18 protein-coding genes are annotated in these 18521 nt (G+C 66.7%); 6 read left to right on the top strand and 12 right to left on the bottom strand.

Annotated features, from left to right (window positions below; translation table 11 throughout):
• Positions 1-15 precede the first annotated feature (15 nt).
• The 3 genes from meaB to IDF66_RS07785 are packed head-to-tail and all read right to left on the bottom strand — an operon-like array spanning position 16 to position 3506.
• Positions 16-909 carry a methylmalonyl Co-A mutase-associated GTPase MeaB gene (gene meaB / locus IDF66_RS07775; protein WP_190266414.1) on the bottom strand — a complete coding sequence of 298 codons (894 nt, stop codon included), beginning with the start codon at positions 907-909 and terminating at the stop codon, positions 16-18.
• A complete protein-coding gene (locus IDF66_RS07780; protein ID WP_190266415.1) occupies positions 902-2041 on the bottom strand; it encodes a thiolase family protein in 1140 nt (379 codons plus the stop codon). Before IDF66_RS07780 ends, meaB begins: the two co-directional genes overlap by 8 nt.
• Positions 2034-3506: a class I adenylate-forming enzyme family protein gene (locus tag IDF66_RS07785; RefSeq protein ID WP_190266416.1), complete on the bottom strand. Its 1473-nt coding sequence runs from the start codon at positions 3504-3506 to the stop codon at positions 2034-2036. The genes IDF66_RS07780 and IDF66_RS07785 overlap by 8 nt, the downstream gene beginning before the upstream one ends.
• A gap of 53 nt (positions 3507-3559) precedes the next feature.
• Here IDF66_RS07785 and IDF66_RS07790 point away from each other — a divergent pair, with 53 nt between their 5' ends.
• Entirely contained in the window at positions 3560-4321 is a 762-nt protein-coding gene (locus IDF66_RS07790; protein ID WP_164307322.1) for an SDR family oxidoreductase, read from the top strand.
• On the top strand, positions 4318-5088 hold the full coding sequence (locus IDF66_RS07795) for an SDR family NAD(P)-dependent oxidoreductase (RefSeq protein WP_190266417.1): 771 nt from the start codon (positions 4318-4320) through the stop codon (positions 5086-5088). The genes IDF66_RS07790 and IDF66_RS07795 overlap by 4 nt, the downstream gene beginning before the upstream one ends.
• A gap of 88 nt (positions 5089-5176) precedes the next feature.
• On the opposite strand, the gene IDF66_RS07800 is transcribed toward IDF66_RS07795, so the two are convergent.
• The 4 genes from IDF66_RS07800 to IDF66_RS07815 are packed head-to-tail and all read right to left on the bottom strand — an operon-like array spanning position 5177 to position 9337.
• Positions 5177-5944, bottom strand: a complete 768-nt coding sequence (locus IDF66_RS07800; protein ID WP_190266418.1) for an enoyl-CoA hydratase/isomerase family protein — start codon at positions 5942-5944, stop codon at positions 5177-5179.
• A gap of 1 nt (position 5945) precedes the next feature.
• Positions 5946-7031 carry an acyl-CoA dehydrogenase family protein gene (locus IDF66_RS07805; RefSeq protein ID WP_190266419.1) on the bottom strand — a complete coding sequence of 362 codons (1086 nt, stop codon included), beginning with the start codon at positions 7029-7031 and terminating at the stop codon, positions 5946-5948.
• Positions 7018-7926, bottom strand: coding sequence for an acyl-CoA dehydrogenase family protein (locus IDF66_RS07810; protein WP_190266420.1), 909 nt, complete (start codon positions 7924-7926; stop codon positions 7018-7020). Before IDF66_RS07810 ends, IDF66_RS07805 begins: the two co-directional genes overlap by 14 nt.
• Complete coding sequence (locus IDF66_RS07815) at positions 7904-9337, bottom strand: class I adenylate-forming enzyme family protein (RefSeq protein ID WP_190266421.1); 1434 nt, start codon at positions 9335-9337, stop codon at positions 7904-7906. Before IDF66_RS07815 ends, IDF66_RS07810 begins: the two co-directional genes overlap by 23 nt.
• Positions 9338-9467: 130 nt before the next feature.
• Here IDF66_RS07815 and IDF66_RS07820 point away from each other — a divergent pair, with 130 nt between their 5' ends.
• Together IDF66_RS07820 and IDF66_RS07825 are read left to right on the top strand one after the other, a co-directional pair.
• A complete protein-coding gene (locus tag IDF66_RS07820) occupies positions 9468-10544 on the top strand; it encodes a 2Fe-2S iron-sulfur cluster-binding protein (RefSeq protein WP_190266422.1) in 1077 nt (358 codons plus the stop codon).
• A gap of 65 nt (positions 10545-10609) precedes the next feature.
• Entirely contained in the window at positions 10610-10924 is a 315-nt protein-coding gene (locus IDF66_RS07825) for a hypothetical protein (protein ID WP_164307329.1), read from the top strand.
• 60 nt (positions 10925-10984) lie between these two features.
• On the opposite strand, the gene IDF66_RS07830 is transcribed toward IDF66_RS07825, so the two are convergent.
• From IDF66_RS07830 to IDF66_RS07845, 4 genes are read right to left on the bottom strand one after another with little or no spacing between them, the layout of a single operon-like run.
• Entirely contained in the window at positions 10985-12058 is a 1074-nt protein-coding gene (locus IDF66_RS07830) for a CaiB/BaiF CoA transferase family protein (RefSeq protein WP_223309389.1), read from the bottom strand.
• Positions 12055-13011, bottom strand: coding sequence for an LLM class F420-dependent oxidoreductase (locus IDF66_RS07835; RefSeq protein ID WP_190266423.1), 957 nt, complete (start codon positions 13009-13011; stop codon positions 12055-12057). The genes IDF66_RS07830 and IDF66_RS07835 overlap by 4 nt, the downstream gene beginning before the upstream one ends.
• A 49-nt stretch (positions 13012-13060) precedes the next feature.
• The gene (locus IDF66_RS07840) at positions 13061-13462 is read right to left on the bottom strand and encodes a cobalamin B12-binding domain-containing protein (protein ID WP_190266424.1); all 402 of its coding nucleotides are present in this window, start codon (positions 13460-13462) and stop codon (positions 13061-13063) included.
• Complete coding sequence (locus tag IDF66_RS07845) at positions 13462-15039, bottom strand: methylmalonyl-CoA mutase family protein (protein WP_190266425.1); 1578 nt, start codon at positions 15037-15039, stop codon at positions 13462-13464. Before IDF66_RS07845 ends, IDF66_RS07840 begins: the two co-directional genes overlap by 1 nt.
• A 218-nt stretch (positions 15040-15257) precedes the next feature.
• Here IDF66_RS07845 and IDF66_RS07850 point away from each other — a divergent pair, with 218 nt between their 5' ends.
• Positions 15258-15962, top strand: a complete 705-nt coding sequence (locus IDF66_RS07850; protein ID WP_387999265.1) for a metal-dependent transcriptional regulator — start codon at positions 15258-15260, stop codon at positions 15960-15962.
• Positions 15963-16017: 55 nt separating this feature from the next.
• Positions 16018-17280: an amidohydrolase family protein gene (locus tag IDF66_RS07855; RefSeq protein WP_164307335.1), complete on the top strand. Its 1263-nt coding sequence runs from the start codon at positions 16018-16020 to the stop codon at positions 17278-17280.
• Positions 17281-17405: 125 nt separating this feature from the next.
• Here IDF66_RS07855 and IDF66_RS07860 read toward each other — a convergent pair whose 3' ends face one another.
• A complete protein-coding gene (locus tag IDF66_RS07860; RefSeq protein WP_190266427.1) occupies positions 17406-18485 on the bottom strand; it encodes an NAD(P)H-dependent amine dehydrogenase family protein in 1080 nt (359 codons plus the stop codon).
• Between the last annotated feature and the right edge of the window lie 36 nt (positions 18486-18521).

The raw sequence follows: 18521 nt of genomic DNA on the forward strand, positions 1-18521 counted from the left end.
CTGTCGGCGGGTTCGCTAGACGGGGGCGATCAGTTTCTCGGCCGCCGTGTACGGATCCATCCCACCGGACACCACGGCGTCGACGAGCTCCGACAACGCCGGGTGCGTGCGCAGCCGGGTCATCGCGAGTGACAGGATCTGACCGCGCAGCCGAGCCGCGCGGCGCACCGGGTCGTCGTCGCGACGATGATTCTCGATCGCCTCCACCAGCTCGCTCACCCCCTCCCCCCGCGAGGCGACGAGCGTCATCACCGGCACCGACGACTCCATGCGCAGGTCTCGCACCGTCTGATCGGCGCCTTCCCGATCCGCCTTGTTCACCACCAGTAGGTCGGCGACCTCGAGCAGACCGGCCTTCGCCGCTTGGACTGCATCGCCCGCACCAGGATTGAGGATTACGACGGTGGGATCGGAGACCGCGGACACCTCCACCTCCGACTGGCCCACTCCCACGGTCTCGACCAGGACGACGTCGTAGTCGAGTGCCTCGAGGAGCCGGATGGCGGCCGGTACCGCGGAGGCGAGACCCCCGAGATGGCCGCGGGTCGCCATCGACCGGATGAACACGTCCCGGTCGTCGATGTGCTGGGTCATCCGGATCCGATCGCCCAACAGGGCGCCTCCGCTGTACGGCGAGGTGGGGTCGACCGCGAGGACCGCGACCCGCTTTCCTGCCGATCGATAGGCGGCGACAAGTGCCGTGATGGTGGTGGACTTCCCGGCACCGGGCGGCCCGGTGATCCCGATGGCGGAGATCGACTGCGCCGCGGGTCCGATCGCCTCCAGCACCACGTCCCGACCGGCACCCTCGACGAGGCTGAGCAGCTTACCGGCCGCGCGCGCCGATCCACCCCGCGCAGCCGCCAACTGATCGTCGACGGACGCGCGCAGCGATCTCTCGTCAGCCATGGACCTCGACGACCGTCGCCGATCCGATGCCGCCGCCCGCACACATCGATGCGACGCCGATACCCCCGCCACGCCTTCTCAATTCATAGACCAGCGTGGTCAGCATCCGGGCGCCACTCGCCGCGACCGGGTGCCCGAGCGAGCACCCACTGCCGCTCACGTTGACGATCTCGGGATCGATGTCGAGCAGCTTCACGCATGCGACACAGTTCGCGGCGAAGGCCTCGTTGATCTCGAACAGATCGACGTCCGACAGTGAGAGTCCCGCGCGCTTGAGCGCTTTCGGGATCGCGGTCACCGGCGACAGGCCGGTCTGCGCCGGATCGACACCCACCGACGCCCACGACCGAACCGTGGCCAGCGCCGGCAATCCGAGTTCGTCACTCGCGATCGCGAGCACCGCGGCCGCGTCGTTCGCTCCGCTGGCGTTACCCGCGGTGATGGAGAAACCTTCGATCTCGGGGTGGAGCGGTTTGAGCGATGCCAGCTTCTCCAGGCTCGTCTCCCGCCGCGGATGTTCGTCGACGGAGAACAGACCGTGGACGGTCTTGATCGGCACGATCTCCTCGTCGAACCGCCCGGCATCGATCGCGGCGATCGCGTTGCGGTGCGAGCGCAGCGCCCACTCGTCCATCTCGGTCCGCGAGATGCCCGCCGCAACAGCCGAATTCCAACCGACGGTGATCGACATGTCCTTGTTCGGCGCATCAGGCTGGTTGGGATGGGTCGGCGACATCCAGGGCTCGATCCACTCCTCACCCACCCGGAACCTCGACTTCGGCGAGGTGGACGCGGAATTGACGCCCCCGGCCAGGATCACGGTGTCCATGCCTGCCCGGATGCTGCCGGCCGCGGTCTGCACCGCGGCTAGCCCGGCCGCGCAGTGCCGGTTGACCGCGAGGCCCGGTACGTCGACCAGGCCCGCTGTGATCGCGGCGTGACGCGCGATCACGCCGCCGCCGTAGAGGCCCTCGCCGAGGATCACGTCGTCGACGGGCGCGGAACCCAGGTCCTCGACGACGGCCGCGACGGTGTGTTCGGCGAGGTCGAAGGCATCGGTGTCGCGCAACGTTCCCTTGAACGCGGTTCCGATCGGCGTCCGGCGAGCGGAAACGATGACGGCATCAGGCATTGTTCTTCTCCAGTTCGGTGTTCTGCTCAGCGGTTGCCAGGTCATTCATCAGAGTGCGGCGCAGCAGTTTTCCGGTTTCGGTGCGTGGCAGGACGGGCGTGAACACGATCGAGTCCGGGGTCTTGGACGAGCGCAACCGGTCGCGGACCCAGGTCCTGATCTCCTCGGGATCTCCCTCGCCGACGACGACGGCCACCAGCCGTTGTCCCCACTCCGGGTCCGCCACTCCGACGACCGCCGCCTCGGCGACGGCGGGATGCTCCATCAACACGTCCTCGATCTCGGCCGGGGCGATGTTCTCACCGCCCCGGATGATGGTGTCGTCGGCGCGGCCCTCGATGTAGAGGTACCCATCGTCGTCGAGGCGGCCGAGATCACGTGTCGGAAACCATCCCTCGTCGTCGAGCACGCTCCGGCCCCCGTACTCACCCGAGATCTGATCCCCGCGGACGAACACGAGCCCCTCGACCCCGGCCGGCAGGTGTTCGCCGTCCTCGTCACGGATGGTGACCTCGATGCCGGGCAATGGGCGGCCCACGGAACCGAGACGACCGCGGATCGCGGCATCGTCGGATCCGATGGCCACCCGGTGGTCGTCGGGAGCGAGCACCGCGATCGACGACGCGGTCTCGGTGAGTCCATAGGCATTCACGAAATTCGTGTCCGGCAGCGCCCGCAGCGCACCCTCGATCACGGATCGGGGCGTCCGCGCGCCGCCATAGGCGAGATTCTTCAGGGAGGGCAGCCCCACACCGTCGGCAGGCAATGCGTCGATCACCCGGGCGAGCATCGTCGGCACCAGCATGGCGTGGGTGACCGATTCGGATCGCACGGTGTCGATCCATTGCGCGGCATCGAATCCCGTCGCGTAGACGATCCGACGTCCGGTGTAGAGATTGGACATCAGGTTCGTCAGTCCGGCGATGTGATAGGGCGGCACCGCGACGAGCGCCGCGTCCTCGACCGCCGCGGAGTTGAACTCGAGTGTGTTGAACACATATGCCAGCAGGTGCCGCTGGCGTAGCACCGCTGCCTTGGGTTCCGACGTCGTCCCGCTGGTGTAGATCACGACGGCGACCGAGTCGGGATCCGACAGGTCTGCGGTGAGTTCGTCCGGGGCCGGGTCGGGACGATCGTCGAGTCCGGTGAGCCAGCGGTCGAGCTCGCCTGATCGCAGGATCACGGCGTCGGGATGCTTGCCCTCGAGTCCCGTGAGCGCGGTGTCGCTGAGCCGGTAGTTGAGTGGCACGAACGGGATACCCGCGAACGCCGCCCCGAAGAGCGCCACCGGGTAGGCGAGGTCGTTGACGCCTTCATAGAGCACCGCCGAGTGCCCGGCGAACGAATGTGCCGCCCGCCGCGCCAGCACGGCGAGCTCCACCGCGGTCACGGAGCGTCCGCCAGAGGTGATGACCAATCTGTCATCGACTTCTGACGCCATTTCGAGGATCATGGTGATGTTCATGAGAACATTATTCTCTCAGAGAGAGAGTCTTAGTCGCAAGAAGGGAAATGCGAATGGATATCGCGGGCACTTCAGCACTGGTGGTCGGCGGAGCCGGCGGACTGGGCGAGGCCACGGTCCGCCGGCTGCACGCGGCCGGAGCACATGTGGTGGTGGCAGACCTCGCCGACGAGAAGGGCAAGGAACTCGAGGCCGAACTCGGCGTGCGCTATGTCCGCACCGACGCGACATCGACCGATGACGTCAATGCCGCGATCGCCGAGGCCGAGGAGGCCGCGCCGTTGCGGATCTCCGTCGACACCCACGGCGGGCCGGCGTCGGGTGGACGACTCGTCGGAAAAGACGGCAGTCCTTTGGATCTCGACGGTTTTCGGACCACCATCGACGTCTACCTGACCGGCGTCTTCAACGTCATGCGACTGTCGGCGGCCGCGATCGCACGCCAGGAGGCGACCGACGCGGGTCGCGGCGTGATCGTGAACACCGCGTCGATCGCAGCCTACGAGGGACAGATCGGACAGCTGCCGTACTCGGCGGCCAAGGGCGGTGTGGTCGGCATGACACTCGTCGCCGCGCGCGACCTGTCGCCGCTCGGCATCCGGGTCGTCACGATCGCGCCGGGGACGTTCAACACCCCGGCGTACGGAAAGCATGCCGATCAGCTGGAGGAGCACTGGGGCAAGCAGGTTCCCTGGCCCAAGCGCATGGGACAGTCGCCCGAGTACGCGGCACTCGTGGAGCACATCTGCTCGAACGACTACCTCAACGGCGAGGTCATCCGCCTCGACGGCGCGCTGCGCTTCCCACCGAAGTGACCGTCCTCGACGGCAAGGTCGCCTTCGTCGCCGGCGCGAGCCGGGGCATCGGGGCGGCCGTCGCCGCGGCACTGGCCTCGGCCGGTGCCGCGGTGGCGGTGGCGGCCCGCACCGAGACGGTCGGACGCGTCCCGGGCACGATCCACGATGTCGCCCAGTCGATCACCGCGGCGGGCGGTAAGGCGCTCCCGGTCGCGTGTGACATCACCGACGAACAATCGGTGGCCTCCGCGTTCGACACCACCGCCGACGCATTCGGCGGTATCGACATCGTGGTCGCGAACGCCGGTGTGCTGTGGCTCGGGCCCGTCGAGTCGACACCGCTCAAACGGTGGCAACTCTGCCTCGATGTGAATCTGACCGGGACGTTCCTGGTGACCAGGGCCGCGATCCCGCATCTGCGGGCGCGCGGCGGGGGCTCTCTGATCGCGGTCACGACGAGTGGTGTCGGGATGATCGACCGCGGGGCCAACGCGTACTGGGTTTCCAAGGCTGCGGTGGAGCGGCTCTATCTCGGTCTGGCACACGACCTTCGCGACGACGACGTCGCGGTCAACTGTCTGAGCCCGACCCGGGTGGTTCTCACCGAGGGCTGGCAGGCCGCCGGTGGCGGACGGGAGATTCCGCCGGAGATGGTCGAGCCACCGGAGACCATGGGCCATGCCACGACGATCCTGGCCGCACAGCGAGCCGACGGCATCACCGGAACGGTCCAGCGTTCCGAGGAACTGCTGGCCGCTCACTCCCCAGCCGCCCGGCGGTCCTGAACCTCCCGGGATTCTGGCCGCACCAGCGTCTTCCGGCGTGCAGCTGATGCTGCAGCCAGAGGCCGACGGTGCGGCCAGAACGGCCGACTCAGCTCTTGGGCGCCGTCAGACGCGCGATGGTGGCCCGGAAGTCGTCGGTCTGGAACGAGAGATCCTCGGCCGCATTTGCGTAGTCGAGGCTCGCGAGCACCGCTCGTTCGAGGTGGATGTTGAGCATTCGCTTGGTGGACTCGACGGCCTGCTGCGGCAGCTCCATCATCTTCTTCGCGCACGCGACCGCCTCGGCGAAGGGGTCGTCGGCCACGTGGTTCGCCAGCCCGAGTCCGACCGCCCGTTCCGCCGAGATCCGGGTGCCGGTCAGCGCGAACTCCTTGGCCTGCAACAGACTTATCTGCAGTGGCCAGGTCAGCGGACCCCCATCGGCCGCGACCAGGCCGACCTGGACGTGCGGGTCGGCCAGGTAGGCCGCCGGATTCATGTACACCATGTCGCTGAGGGCGACGAGAGTGCATCCCAGCCCCACCGCGGGCCCGTTGACCGCACTGATCACCGGGACCCGGCACCTGGCCATGCCGAGCACCAGTTCACGCCCGTGCCGAATGGTCTTGGCCCGCAGAGCCGGGTCCTCACCGAGCTCCTTGAGATAGCCGAAGTCACCTCCCGCCGAGAACGCCTTGCCACGACCCGTGAGCACTGCGGCGCGCACCTCCGGGTCCTCACTCAGGCGCGTCCACAGGTCGGCCAGACCGGAATGCAGGGCGTCGTTGACCGCGTTGAGTGCGTCGGGACGATTCAGCGTGATGATCCGCAGTGGCCCCTCTGCGGTGACCTCGATCTCCTCGGGCATCCCGTACATGTCACACTCCCAATCCGAGCAGTCTCGATGCGATGATGTTCTTCTGGATCTGCGACGTACCGCCCATGACACTCTGTGCACGGCTGTACAGGTACGCGCTCAACAGTTCCGGATCCTTGGTCCCGCCGACCGACACAGCCGCGTGGCCGACGGACTGATCGACCCAGGTCATCAAGAGTTTGTCCAGCGATCCCTCCGACGTGTGCGAGACACCGTCGAGTTGTTCGGACAGGCGCCTGCGCACGTGCAGTCGCAGCATCTCGGTCTGCACTGCCGCCCAGGCGATCTCTTCCGAGTACTCGTCCGAGCGCTTGGCCAGCTGGCGCACGAGTTTGCCGTAGCGGGCCACATATCCCAGCGTCGAGGGCTCCCGCTCGTGCCCGACGACGGTCATCGCGAGCGGCCATCCTTCGCCTGGTGCGCCGACCATCTGATCAGCCGGCACCCGCGCGCCCTCGAAGAGCACCTGGCCGAATTCCGTGGTGATGCCGCTCATCATCTTCAGTGGCCGCTGTTCGATCCCCTCCTGCTTCATCGAGATGATGAACGCGGAGATGCCGCGGTGCCGAGGGGCCTCGGGATCGGTACGGGCCAACAGCAGACACCAATCCGCCACGTCGGAATAGCTCGTCCAGATCTTGTGCCCGTTGATCACGTAGTCGTCGCCCTCACGGGTCGCGGTGGTCCGCAACGACGCCAGATCCGATCCTGCGCCGGGTTCCGAGAATCCCTGGCACCAGCGCTCGGTGCCGTCGATCATTCCCGGCAGGAACCGTTCCTGCAGTTCCGGACTCGCATGGCGCCCGAGCCCGTGCAGCAGATAGCCCAGGCTCGGCCGCGGCGGCGCGCCGGCACGGGCGATCTCCTCGTCGAGGATCACGTCGTAGACCGGCGCCAGGTCGTGGCCACCGAATTTCGCCGGCCAGGAGAGGCCGAAGAAGCCTGCCTCGTAGAGCGCCTGGTGCCACTCGCCCTGGCGGGCCCAGTATTCGTCACCGGACGTAGGGAACTCGGCGGCGTGCTCGGAGAGCCAGCCCCGCAGTCGTTCCCGGAATGCGCTTTCGTCGGTGGAGTCACGATAGTCCAAGGTCGATCTCCTTCAGGCTCACCGGAAAGTTCTCGGTAGACACCAGAACTCGCCGCAGATGGACGTGGGCGAGGCATTCCCACGTGTTGCCGATGCCGCCGTGCACTTGAATCGAGTTCTCGCACACGGTCCGGGCGGATCGTGCGCAGTACAGCTTGGCCATCTGGGCGGCACCGACCGCTTCGGCCGGTGCCAGTTCGTCGACCGCCCACGCCGCGTGGCGGAGAATGCTCGCCGAACCCTCGAGTACGGCGAGACTCTCGGCCAGCATGTGGCCGACGGCCTGATAGGAGCCGATCGTCTTCCCGTACTGCTCCCGGATCTTGGCGTAGTCACAGGCCAGGGCCTGGGCGCCACGGGCCGCTCCGAGGATGTCGGCGGCGGTCACCACCAATGCCAGTGCACGAAAGCGTTGCGCGTCGTCGGCCGACAGCGTCGCGATCGACGAATCATTCACCGTGTCAACGTTCTTGGCGACCCGTGTGAGGTCTTCTGACGGCACGATCCCGCCGGCGGTCCCCTCCCGGACGGAGGTTCCGTCCAGGGTCACCACGCGGTCGAGACCATCGGCGTCGGGGGCGAGGCCGTCGATTGCCAGGGTTGCCGCGGCTGCACCGTCTCCGGCGTGCCGGAGCAGATCGTCGGCGAGGATCGGTCCGAGGAAGGCCGCGTCGACCAGTCCTCTGCCGAACTCTTCGGCAACGATCGCGACCTCGACACCGGTCGCGCCGTCGGACCGGAGACTGCGCCAGCCTGTTCGGTCGATCGTCGCCGCGAGCCGATCCCGCCTGGTGCCGTCCTCGAGGTCGGCGACCGCGCCGGGACCCAGATCGTCGGCCAGTTTGGCTGCGGCGTCGCGCAATTGCGATTGCTCACTTGTCAGACGTACATCCATGGCTCTCCTCCAACACTCTGTCTCTCACCACCGTGTCTCTCAGCACGCGGCGCAGCACCTTGCCCGACGGGAGCCGGGGTATGTCGTCGACGAACACGATCGCGCTCGGCCGCTTGTAGGTGGCCAGCGATGCACCGACGAGGTCGATGAGGTCGCCGGGTTCGATCGGCGTGACCGTCCGCACCGCGGCGACGATGCGTTCACCCCCGACTCCGTCGTCGACGCCGAACACCGCGCAGTCGGCAACCGCGAGATGCCCGTGCAGCACCGCTTCGATCTCCGCCGGCGCCACCTGGAAGCCACGGACCTTGATCATCTCCTTCGAGCGATCGACGAGGGCGATCCAGCCATCGTCGTCCACCACACCGACGTCACCGGTGCGATACCAGCCGTCCACGAAGGCGTCGTCGTTCTCGGATTCGGGCAGATAGCCCGCCATCAGGGACGGGGACCGGACCACGATCTCTCCGGGCACCCCCGGCGGCGACGGCGCACGCGTCTCGAGGTCGACAGCCCGGACGTGCACGCCGGGGACCGCACGGCCCACGGTGTCGAGACGCGCCCCGTCGATCGGGTTGCAGGCGATCACCGGGACTTCGCTGGCACCGTAGGCGGGCAACCAACCGACACCCGTACGGCGGGTGACCTCCTCTGCGACACTCGTCGTCACGGGCGTTGCGCCCCACATGATGTACCGGAGGGAGGACAGATCGAAACTCTCCAGATCCGGATGCGATGCGATCGCCAACGCGATCGGTGCGACCGCCATCTCGACGGTGATCCGGTCGATCTCGATGTGCCTGAGCATGGTGTCGAGGTCGAAACGGCGGTGCAGCCGAACCCAGACGCCCGTATCGAGTGCGGTGACGATGTTGAGAAGGCCGAGGATGTGCGACGGCGGGGTGAGCACCTGGATGCGATCCGCGTCGGTCAGCTCCAGCGCAACCCGCCAATGCCGGACAGCGGCACCAAAGGACGCATGGGTGTGCCGCACGGCCTTGGGCAGACCCGTGGTGCCCGAGCTGAACACGAACACAGCGTCGTCCTCGGGGTCCGGTTCTGCGAACGCCGCACCTCCGCGCGGGATCGTCTCGTCGAGATCGCGCATGGTCATCAGACCGGCCAGGACCGCGTTGTCGCCGACCGCGTGGGTGGCGCCCGAAACGTCGAGCGCATGAGTGACCTCGACCGTTCGCCACGCGGGACTGATCAGCACCACGGCCGCACCGAGCCGCCAGATGGCACGCACGGCCACGACGAATTCAGGGCGATTGGAGGACATCAGGGCGACCCGCGAACCCCGTCGCACCCCGGCCGCCGAGAGTTCGGCGGCAAGGCCGCCTGCCAGCTCATCGAGTTGGCGAAGGGTGTAGGTCGCGTCGTCGAAGGCGAGGGCCACTGCCTCCGTCACGCCATCACCCCCTTCGGACAGATTCCGGTCGAATCACCGGGATCTCCCACAAGCACCTTGAGAAGATCGTACCTCAATGAGAGAATATAGTTCTCACAGAGGCAGAATCTCAATACCGAGAGGATGGACCGTGGCGAGAGCACCACTGTTCCAGCAAGCGACCGTGACCCGGGTCGTCAAGGAGACCGACGACGCGCGTACCTACGTACTCGCTCCGGAGACGGGGCCGGTGACCTACAGGGCGGGCCAGTTCTGCACCTTCCGCGTGACCGTCGACGGCGAGGAGCTCTACCGCTCCTACTCCATGTCCAGCTCGCCCGAGACCGACGACGAGCTGGCCACCACCGTCAAGCGGGTGGCGGGTGGGCGGGTGTCGAACTGGATCCTCGACAACATCGGGGAGGGCGATGTGATCGACATGTCACGTCCCGCCGGGCTCTTCTGCCTCACCGACGACACCGCGCCGATCCTGGGTTTCAGTGGTGGCAGCGGGATCACCCCGATATTCTCCATCGCCAAGAGCGCGCTCGCGACAACCAACCGTGCGGTCCGACTGCTCTGCGCGGACCGCGATCGGGACGCCGTCATCTTCGACGCGGGGCTCGCGGAGCTCGAGAAGCGTTACCCCGGCAGACTCTCGGTGATCCGCAGCCTCGACGAGCAGAACGGCTTCCTCACCGAATCGGCCGTCCGCGATTTCATCGGCGACGATCTCGACGCGAACTTCTATGTCTGCGGCCCGGAACCCTTCATGGATCTCGTCGAGTCGACCCTGCCCGAGTCCGCATCCATCCACATCGAGCGCTTCGGCGCCGCCGCAGCCCTGCCGATCGCGGAGTCCGACGAGGCGGAATCGACCGTGCGGGGAGGCGACGACCTCGAATCCGGTGCGGCCACCACGTCGTCGGACTCCACGCCCGACGACGGTGTCACCGGCACGATCACCATCAAACTCGGGCGCAAGAAGGTCACTGTCGACCGCCAACCGAACGAGACCCTGCTCGAGTCGGGGCGGCGGGCCGGACTGACACCACCGTTCTCGTGCGAAGCCGGCAACTGTGCCACCTGCATCGCCCACCTCGACGAGGGCACCGCCACGATGCGGGTCAACGACGCCCTCGAGGACGACGAGATCGAGGACGGTTACGTGCTGACCTGCCAGGCCGTACCCGACACGGAGACAACGGTCGTCGACTACGAGGCCTGATCGCTCGTCACCTCGCGACATCCACACCGCACCACATCATCGACAGCACGAGAAAGGAATCACACATGCCCAAAGGCATTCTGATGGTAGAAGGTCGCCCGAGCTCGCCGGACCGCGCCGAGGAGTTCGGCCAGTGGTACGACGAGGTGCACATGCCGGAGGTACTGAAACTCGACGGCTTCGTCTCGGGGCGACGCCTGCGTCCGATCGATGACGACGGCACGCTCGTCTCCCTCTACGAGATCGACGGCTCCGATCTGAAAGATGCTGCCCGAGGGCTCTTCACAGCATTTCGCAACGGCGGGTTCACCATGAGCGATGCCATGCAGATGGACCCGCCGCCGGTCATGCGCTTCCTCGAGGTCGTCACCGAGAGCTGATCACCGACCGGTGCCGAGATCCTTCGCCGGCACCGATGAGCGCATCGGCGGGCATCCCTCTCAGCCCGTCGGTGCGTTCATCTCACCGAGCGTCGGCGCGGGCGTGTAGTCCGGCTCGTATCCGTCCACGTGTATCGGACATCCCACAGCGCTGCGCGGGCCGACCGCGACCACCGCCTCGGGGGTGTCGTCGAGCGCTTCGGGCAGGGTGCGCACCGCTGCCGCCGGCACACCCCACTTGCGCAGTCGTTCTTGCCAATTCACGGCGGAATCCGCTGCCAGGGCGGTGGTGACCAGATCGATCACGGCATCACGATTGGCCGCGCGTTCGGCCATCTGCCAGAACCCGGCGACACCTGCTTCCTCGGCGAACGACTTCCAGAACGAATCGTGGGTGATGAACAGCGCCAGATGTCCCTCGGCGGTCGGGAAGATCTGCGCCGGTACATAGAACGAATGCGCACCGTGCGGCCGACGCACCGGTCTCACACCGGCGTCGAGGTAGGCCGAGGCGTGATAGTTGAGTTGCGACAGCATCACGTCCCGGAGCGAGACGTCGAGCTGTCCACCACGCCCCGAGACGATCTGGGCGAGGAGGCCGAGTGCGGCGGTGAGTCCGGTCGAATTGTCGGCAGACGAGTAGCCCGGCAGGGTCGGCGGCCCATCCGGGTCACCGGTCATCGCCGCCACTCCGGTCGCCGCCTGCACCACGTAGTCGAAGGCCGGATCGTCGCCGCCGTTGAGTCCGAAGCCGGTGATCGCGACGCAGACGATGCGTTCGTTGAACTCTCGCAACGACGAATACGTCAACCCGAGACGGTGGATCGCCGACGGTTTCAGATTGACCAGCAACGCGTGCGCGGTCCCGACGAGCTCGCCGAGGCTCTGCCTCCCCTCGGCCCCCGTGAGATCCAGACACACACTGCGTTTCCCCCGGTTCAGACTGGCGAAGTACTCGTCACTCACCTGCCGGGAGATGTCGCCGCCTCGCGGCTCGATCTTGATCACCTCGGCGCCCAGGTCCGCGAGCATCATCGTCGCGTAGGGGCCGGCCAGCATGGTGCCGACCTCGAGGACTCGGATACCGGCCAACGGACCGGCAGCCGTGGTCTTCCCGGCACCACCGGGACTCAACGCAGTTCCTTCACCAACTCGGCAACCACCTCGCGGGTGCGGTACTTCGACGCCACCAGTTCGTCGCGCGTGTCACCGATCGGGAGCAGACGCATCGACAGATCGGTCACGCCCGCGTCGGCGTAACGACGGAACTGCTCGAGGATGGACTCCTCGTCGCCGGCCACACACAGATCACCGACGTTGCGCGCCTCTCCCTGATCGAGCAGGCGCTGGTAATTGGGCGAGTATTCCGCCTCGGCCAGAATGCGATTCGCACGCTCACGCGCCTCGTCGACCTCCGATGGGCGGCACAGGCACACGGGCAGACCCGCGACGACGCGCGGAGACGGACGGCCGACGTTGTCGGCGGCCTTGGTGATCCGGGGAACCACGTGATCGGCGATGGCGCGGTGGTCTGCCATCCACAGGATGGTGCCGTCGGTGCGTTCGCCCGCCAGATTCAGCATCACCGGCCCGAGCGCGGCCAGCAGCACCGGCATCGGGCTGACCGGACCGAGTTCGAGGGGGTTGTGCACGGCGAACGAGTCGTTCTCGACATCGACGGCCCCCGGCCCGGTCAATGCCTTGTCCAGGACGTCGAGGTAGTCACGGGTGAAGCGAGCCGGTCGCTCATACGGCAGACCGAGCATGTCCTGCACGATCCAGTGATGAGACGGCCCAACCCCGAGTGCGAGTCGCCCGTCGGCCACCGCGTGCGCGGACAGGGCCTGGCGCGCCAGGGCGACGGGATGTTGTGCCTGCAGCGGGACGACTGCGGTACCGAGTTCGATCCGCGAGGTGCGCGTCGCCATCATCGTGACGGTGACCAGTGCGTCGAAATCGGACGGCACCTGCGGAATCCACGCGGTGTCCATGCCCGCGGACTCCGCCCATTCGATGTCTTTCAGCATTCGACCGGCTTTGCGGGCGGAATCGCCCCGCTCCGGCCCGATCATCACTCCGACGCGCACGATTCCTCCAGGTCTCCGGCACTTCTCGATTCGGTTGCGGTACAGATCGTCACGACGGCGACGCCGCCGCGGTGAGGGCCCGGACCTCGGTGACCAGTGTGTCGAGCGGTGTGCCCGTCGGGAACACCGCTGCCGCACCGGCTTCCATCAGGGTGTCGACGTCGGATTGCGGAATGGTGCCGCCGACGACGACCGCGATGTCGCCGGCGTCGGCCGCCCGCAGGGCATCGACGGTTCGCCGGGTCAAGGCCACATGCGCGCCGGACAGGATGCTCAGGCCGACGACCGCGACATCTTCGTGCAGCGCGATCGAGACGATGTCCTCGATCCGCTGCCGGATGCCGGTGTAGATGACCTCGAAACCGGCGTCGCGCAACGTCCGGGCGACGATCTTCGCGCCGCGATCGTGACCGTCGAGACCCGGTTTGGCGACCAGGATGCGGGCGGTCATCAGAAGACCACCGGCTGCCGGAACTCGCCCCACACACCCTTGAGTGCCGACACCATTTCTCCCACGGTGCAATACGCGTTCGCGCAGTCGATCAGGCGATGCATCAGATTCTCGTCTCCTTCTGCTCCCCGCGACAATGCAGCAAGCGTGTTCGCCACGTCGTTCGCGTTCCGTTCGGCCTTGACCTTGGCGAGGCGCTTGAGTTGCACCTCGCGCCCCTCGGGATCGAGCTCGTAGGTCGCGATCTCCGGAGCGGGCTCGTCGGCCACGAACCTGTTGACACCCACCACCGGTCGCTCACCACCCTCGACCTCCTGATGGACCCGGTAGGCCTCGTCGGCGATGAGACCCTGCAGGTAGCCTTCCTCGATCGCACGGACCATGCCGCCGTGTGCCTCGAGGTCGGCCATCACCTCGATGATGCGTTGCTCGGTCGCATCGGTCAGGGCCTCGACGAAGTAGGACCCGCCCAACGGATCCGCAACGCGGGCAACACCTGTCTCGTACGCGAGTATCTGTTGTGTACGCAACGCCATCGTCGCCGATTCCTCGCTGGGCAGGGCGAAGGGCTCGTCCCACGCGGCGGTGAACATCGACTGCACACCCCCGAGCACCGACGCCATCGCCTCGTAGGCGACGCGGACCAGATTGTTCTGTGCCTGGGGCGCGTACAGCGACGCCCCGCCGGCGACACAGCCGAATCGGAACATCGCGGCCTTGTCGGTGGTCGCCCCGTAACGCTCGCGGACGATCGTCGCCCAGCGACGCCGCCCGGCGCGATACTTGGCGATCTCCTCGAAGAAGTCGCCGTGGGTGTAGAAGAAGAACGAGATCTGCGGCGCGAACTGGTCGATCGTCATCCGCCCGCGCTCGACGACCGTGTCGCAGTACGTCACACCGTCTGCGAGCGTGAACGCCATCTCCTGCAAGGCATTGGCGCCCGCGTCGCGGAAGTGCGCGCCGGCCACGGAGATCGCGTTGAACCTCGGCACCTCCGCCGCACAGAACTCGATGGTGTCGGCGATCAGGCGCAACGACGGTTCAGGAGGCCAGATCCAGGTTCCGCGCGAGGCGTATTCCTTGAGGATGTCGTTCTGGATCGTGCCGGTCAGCTTGGCCCGCGGAACGCCCTTGCGCTCCGCAGCCGCCACGTAGAACGCCAGCAGGATGGCCGCCGTCCCGTTGATGGTGAAGCTGGTGCTGATCTTGTCGAGCGGGATCTGGTCGAACAGGATCTCGGCGTCGGCCAGGGTGTCGACCGCGCAACCGACTCGGCCGACCTCCTCCCCGTATTCCGGATCATCCGAGTCGTACCCGCATTGCGACGGCAGGTCGAGCGCAACCGAGAGCCCGGTGCCACCCTGATCGAGCAGATACCGGTAGCGGCGATTCGACTCTTCGGCGGTACCGAATCCGGAGTACTGCCGGAAGGTCCACAACCTCCCCCGGTAGCCCGTCGGAAAGTTCCCCCGGGTGAACGGATACTCCCCCGGCGACGGGGGGACCGCGGAGTCGGGGCTCGGCCCATAGGCAGGGTCCAGCGGGATGCCGGAGGCTGTTTCAGTCTGTGGTTCCATCAGCGGATACGATACTTGCAGAAAATGAGAATGCCAATACCACGGCGTCGTGAGATGAGGTGTCGCAACCGCAGCGGCCGGGACGCGGACCGCGCGGCGACCCCCGTGATCTCGACGGTCACGCTGCGCCACGGCGATCTTCGGCCTCGACAGGGTGAGAATAAGATTCTCACTGAGGGAGATCACGATGCTATCGTTGGGGCATGCAACCGGCCAGCATCGCGCCCGACGGCGGTCCAGGTGACCCGCTCGGCGATCTGACGGCAGCGTCCCGGCAGTACCTGAAAGCGATCTGGGACGCGAGCGAGTGGGATCGGAATCCGGTCACCACCAAGTCGATCGCGGAGCGCGTCGGCGTCTCGCCGTCGACTGCATCCGACGCGGTTCGGCGCCTCGCCCACAAGGGACTCGTGAAGCATGAACCCTACGGCGCGGTGGCACTCAGCAGCCGTGGTGAGGCGGCGGCCGCACACATCATCCGGCGCATGCGGCTCATCGAATCCTTCCTCGTCCGGGAACTGGGCTACGGCTGGCATGAGGTTCACGACGATGCCGACACCCTCGCCCATGCCGCCTCCGACGACTTGATCGAGCGCATCGATTGCCGACTGGGACACCCGACGCGGGATCCACACGGCGATCCCATTCCCGCGGCCGACGGTCGGGTGACCACTCCCGCACTGCGCCCGCTGTCGACCTGCGAGACAGGAGACACCGGCACGGTGGCCCGGATCGCCGACTCCGATCCGGCGATGCTCGAGTACTTCGGTTCCGTGGGCCTCACCCTCGACTCGGGAGTGACCGTCCACGCCAAACGGCCGTTTGCCGGGACGATGCGCATCTCCGTCACAGGCTTCGCCGAGATGGAACTCGGCGACATCGCGGTCCGGTCGGTCTGGTTGACCACCGCTGACCGCGGATGAACACAGACAGAGCCGGGAACCACCGGCAATTCCACCAGCCACGAAGGAGAGTGTCATGAACATTGACGACCTGGTGCTCATCAGCATCGACGACCACGTGGTGGAACCGCCGGACATGTTCCTCCGCCACGTCCCGGACAAGTACCGCGATCAGGCACCGGTCGTCATCACCGACGACAAGGGCGTCGACCAGTGGATCTACATGGGCAAGCAAGCGGGGGTCAGCGGACTCAACGCGGTGGTGTCCTGGCCTGCCGAGGAATGGGGCCGCGACCCGGCCGGATTCGCCGAGATGCGGCCCGGGGTCTACGACGTCCACGAGCGCGTTCGGGACATGAGCCGCAACGGGATCTGGGCGTCGATGTGCTTTCCCACCTTCGCCGGGTTCTCCGCACGTCACCTGAACCAGCACCAGAGCGACATCACCCTCGTGATGGTGTCCGCGTACAACGACTGGCACATCGACGAGTGGGCCGGCGCCTACCCCGATCGCTTCATCCCGCTGGCGCTGCTGCCCACCTGGAATGTCGACGCGATGTGTGCGGAGATCCGGCGGGTGGCGGCCAAGGGCTGCCGAGCGGTGACCATGCCCGAGCTCCCCCACCTCGAAGGTCTGCCGAGCTACCACGACCTGGATTACTGGGGTCCGGTGTTCGAGACCCTGTCGGAGACGGGTCTGGTGATGTGCCTGCACATCGGCACCGGCTTCGGCGCGCTCAACCTGGCCAAGGATTCGACCATCGACAGCCTCATGGTGCTGGCGTCGCAGATCTCGGCGCTCGCCGCGCAGGACCTCCTCTGGGGCCCGGCGATGCGCACCTATCCCGACCTCAAGTTCGCGTTCTCCGAGGGCGGGATCGGTTGGATACCTTTCTATCTCGATCGCTCAGACCGCCACTACACCAACCAGAAGTGGCTCCGCCGCGACTTCGGGGACAAGCTGCCCAGCGAGGTCTTCCGGGACCACTCGCTGGCCTGCTACGTCACCGACAAGACCTCCCTGCTGCTCCGTCACGAGATCGGTATCGACAACATCGCGTGGGAGTGCGACTACCCGCACTCGGACTGCTTCTGGCCGGACGCCCCGGAGCAGATGCTCAGCGAGCTCCAGGCCGCCGGTGCCGACGATTCCGACATCAATCAGATCTCGTGGGAGAACTCCGCGCGCTTCTTCAACTGGAATCCGCTCGACAAGCACACCCGCGAGGAGATCAACGTCGGTGCGCTGCGTCGGTCCGCAACAGATGTCGACGTGTCGATCCGGTCGCGCGACGAATGGAAGCGGCGCTACCACGAAAAGCACATGGCGCAGGCCTAGTCCGCACTCGCGTGTGGCTGCTCACCACCGCTGGACGAGCAGCCACACGTAACCACACCCCCCACCGCTGGTTGAGTAGCCACGCGCGAGCGCAGCGAGCCCGAGGCGTATCGAAACCCCCGTGCCTAACCCCCGGCGACCAACCCCCGACCACTCACCATCGGCAGGTCCAACGCGGTCACCAGACCCGGCTTCGCATCCACCACGGCGGCAACGGAATTGACCAGCCGCATCGCCGTCACGATCATCCCCGACACATTGTGGTCACCGTTCTCACCGTGGTGGACGAACTCGACCTTCATCTCCGGTTCACCGGAGATGAGGACGCGGTAGCAACCGTCGCCCTCGGCGGGGGTCGGCCAGTCGGGACACTGCCGAGGATCCGTGCGGGTGTAGTGCTCGAGTACGACGCGATCGACGCCGTCGACCTGCCCGACCACCTCGAAATGCAGTGCCGCCATGGTCCCTTCGCGGATCTCCACGGACACCGTCGAATAGTCGCGGTCCGCTGCCACCCGGTCGTGACGTTCGATCAACGGCTCGTCCAGGGTCAGCCCGAGTCCGGCGGCGATCTGCCGGACCACGCTGCCCCACCCCATCGCCAGCACTCCCGGCAGCAGGAGCAGGGGCGTCGCATCCATCGGCTGCCCGAACCCGAAGATGTCCTTCATGACCACCGGCTGGTAGTAGGTCGAGTAGTCGGCGATCTCGAGGCAGCGCACCTCGTCGATCCGCTGCGAGAGGCTCGTCATCGCCAAGGGCAGAACGTCGTTGGCGAACCCGGGATCGATGCCGTTCACGTGCAGGCTTGCGTTGCCGGATTCGCCTGCGGCCGCGATCCGGTCGAGCAGTTCCTGGTTGAGGATGCCCTGCGGGAACTGAAGCACCACCGGGCCGCTCGACACGACGTTGATCCCGTTCTCGACGAAGAAGATGAGATCGTCGATCGCCTCGAAGATTCGATCGTCGGTCATCGCGGTGTGCACGATGCAGTCGGGCCGCAGGGCGATCAGCGCGTCACGGTCGTCGGTGGCGATGACACCGAGTTCTCGATCGAGCCCGGCGAGGTCGCCGGCATCCCGGCCGACCTTGGCCGGGTCCGACACCCAGACCCCGACGAGCTCCAGATCAGGCCGGGCATCGATCCCGGCGATTGCATGCCTACCCACGGTTCCGGTCGACCACTCGACCACACGAAGAGTCATGACCCCAAGGTAGAACATGTTCCAATTCTGCCGTGT

Source organism: Gordonia hankookensis (assembly GCF_014673215.1).
GTDB classification, from domain to species: Bacteria; Actinomycetota; Actinomycetes; order Mycobacteriales; family Mycobacteriaceae; genus Gordonia; species Gordonia hankookensis.

Excerpts from the sequence above, each read along its gene's own strand:
- IDF66_RS07825 (WP_164307329.1), top strand. The coding sequence starts at position 10,610 with ATGCCCAAAGGCATTCTGATGGTAGAAGGTCGCCCGAGCTCGCCGGAC.
- IDF66_RS07790 (WP_164307322.1), top strand. The coding sequence starts at position 3,560 with ATGGATATCGCGGGCACTTCAGCACTGGTGGTCGGCGGAGCCGGCGGA.
- IDF66_RS07810 (WP_190266420.1), bottom strand. The coding sequence starts at position 7,926 with ATGGATGTACGTCTGACAAGTGAGCAATCGCAATTGCGCGACGCCGCA.
- IDF66_RS07800 (WP_190266418.1), bottom strand. The coding sequence starts at position 5,944 with ATGTACGGGATGCCCGAGGAGATCGAGGTCACCGCAGAGGGGCCACTG.
- IDF66_RS07845 (WP_190266425.1), bottom strand. The coding sequence starts at position 15,039 with ATGGAACCACAGACTGAAACAGCCTCCGGCATCCCGCTGGACCCTGCC.
- IDF66_RS07855 (WP_164307335.1), top strand. The coding sequence starts at position 16,018 with ATGAACATTGACGACCTGGTGCTCATCAGCATCGACGACCACGTGGTG.
- IDF66_RS07840 (WP_190266424.1), bottom strand. The coding sequence starts at position 13,462 with ATGACCGCCCGCATCCTGGTCGCCAAACCGGGTCTCGACGGTCACGAT.
- IDF66_RS07860 (WP_190266427.1), bottom strand. The coding sequence starts at position 18,485 with ATGACTCTTCGTGTGGTCGAGTGGTCGACCGGAACCGTGGGTAGGCAT.
- IDF66_RS07785 (WP_190266416.1), bottom strand. The coding sequence starts at position 3,506 with ATGAACATCACCATGATCCTCGAAATGGCGTCAGAAGTCGATGACAGA.
- IDF66_RS07780 (WP_190266415.1), bottom strand. The coding sequence starts at position 2,041 with ATGCCTGATGCCGTCATCGTTTCCGCTCGCCGGACGCCGATCGGAACC.
- meaB (WP_190266414.1), bottom strand. The coding sequence starts at position 909 with ATGGCTGACGAGAGATCGCTGCGCGCGTCCGTCGACGATCAGTTGGCG.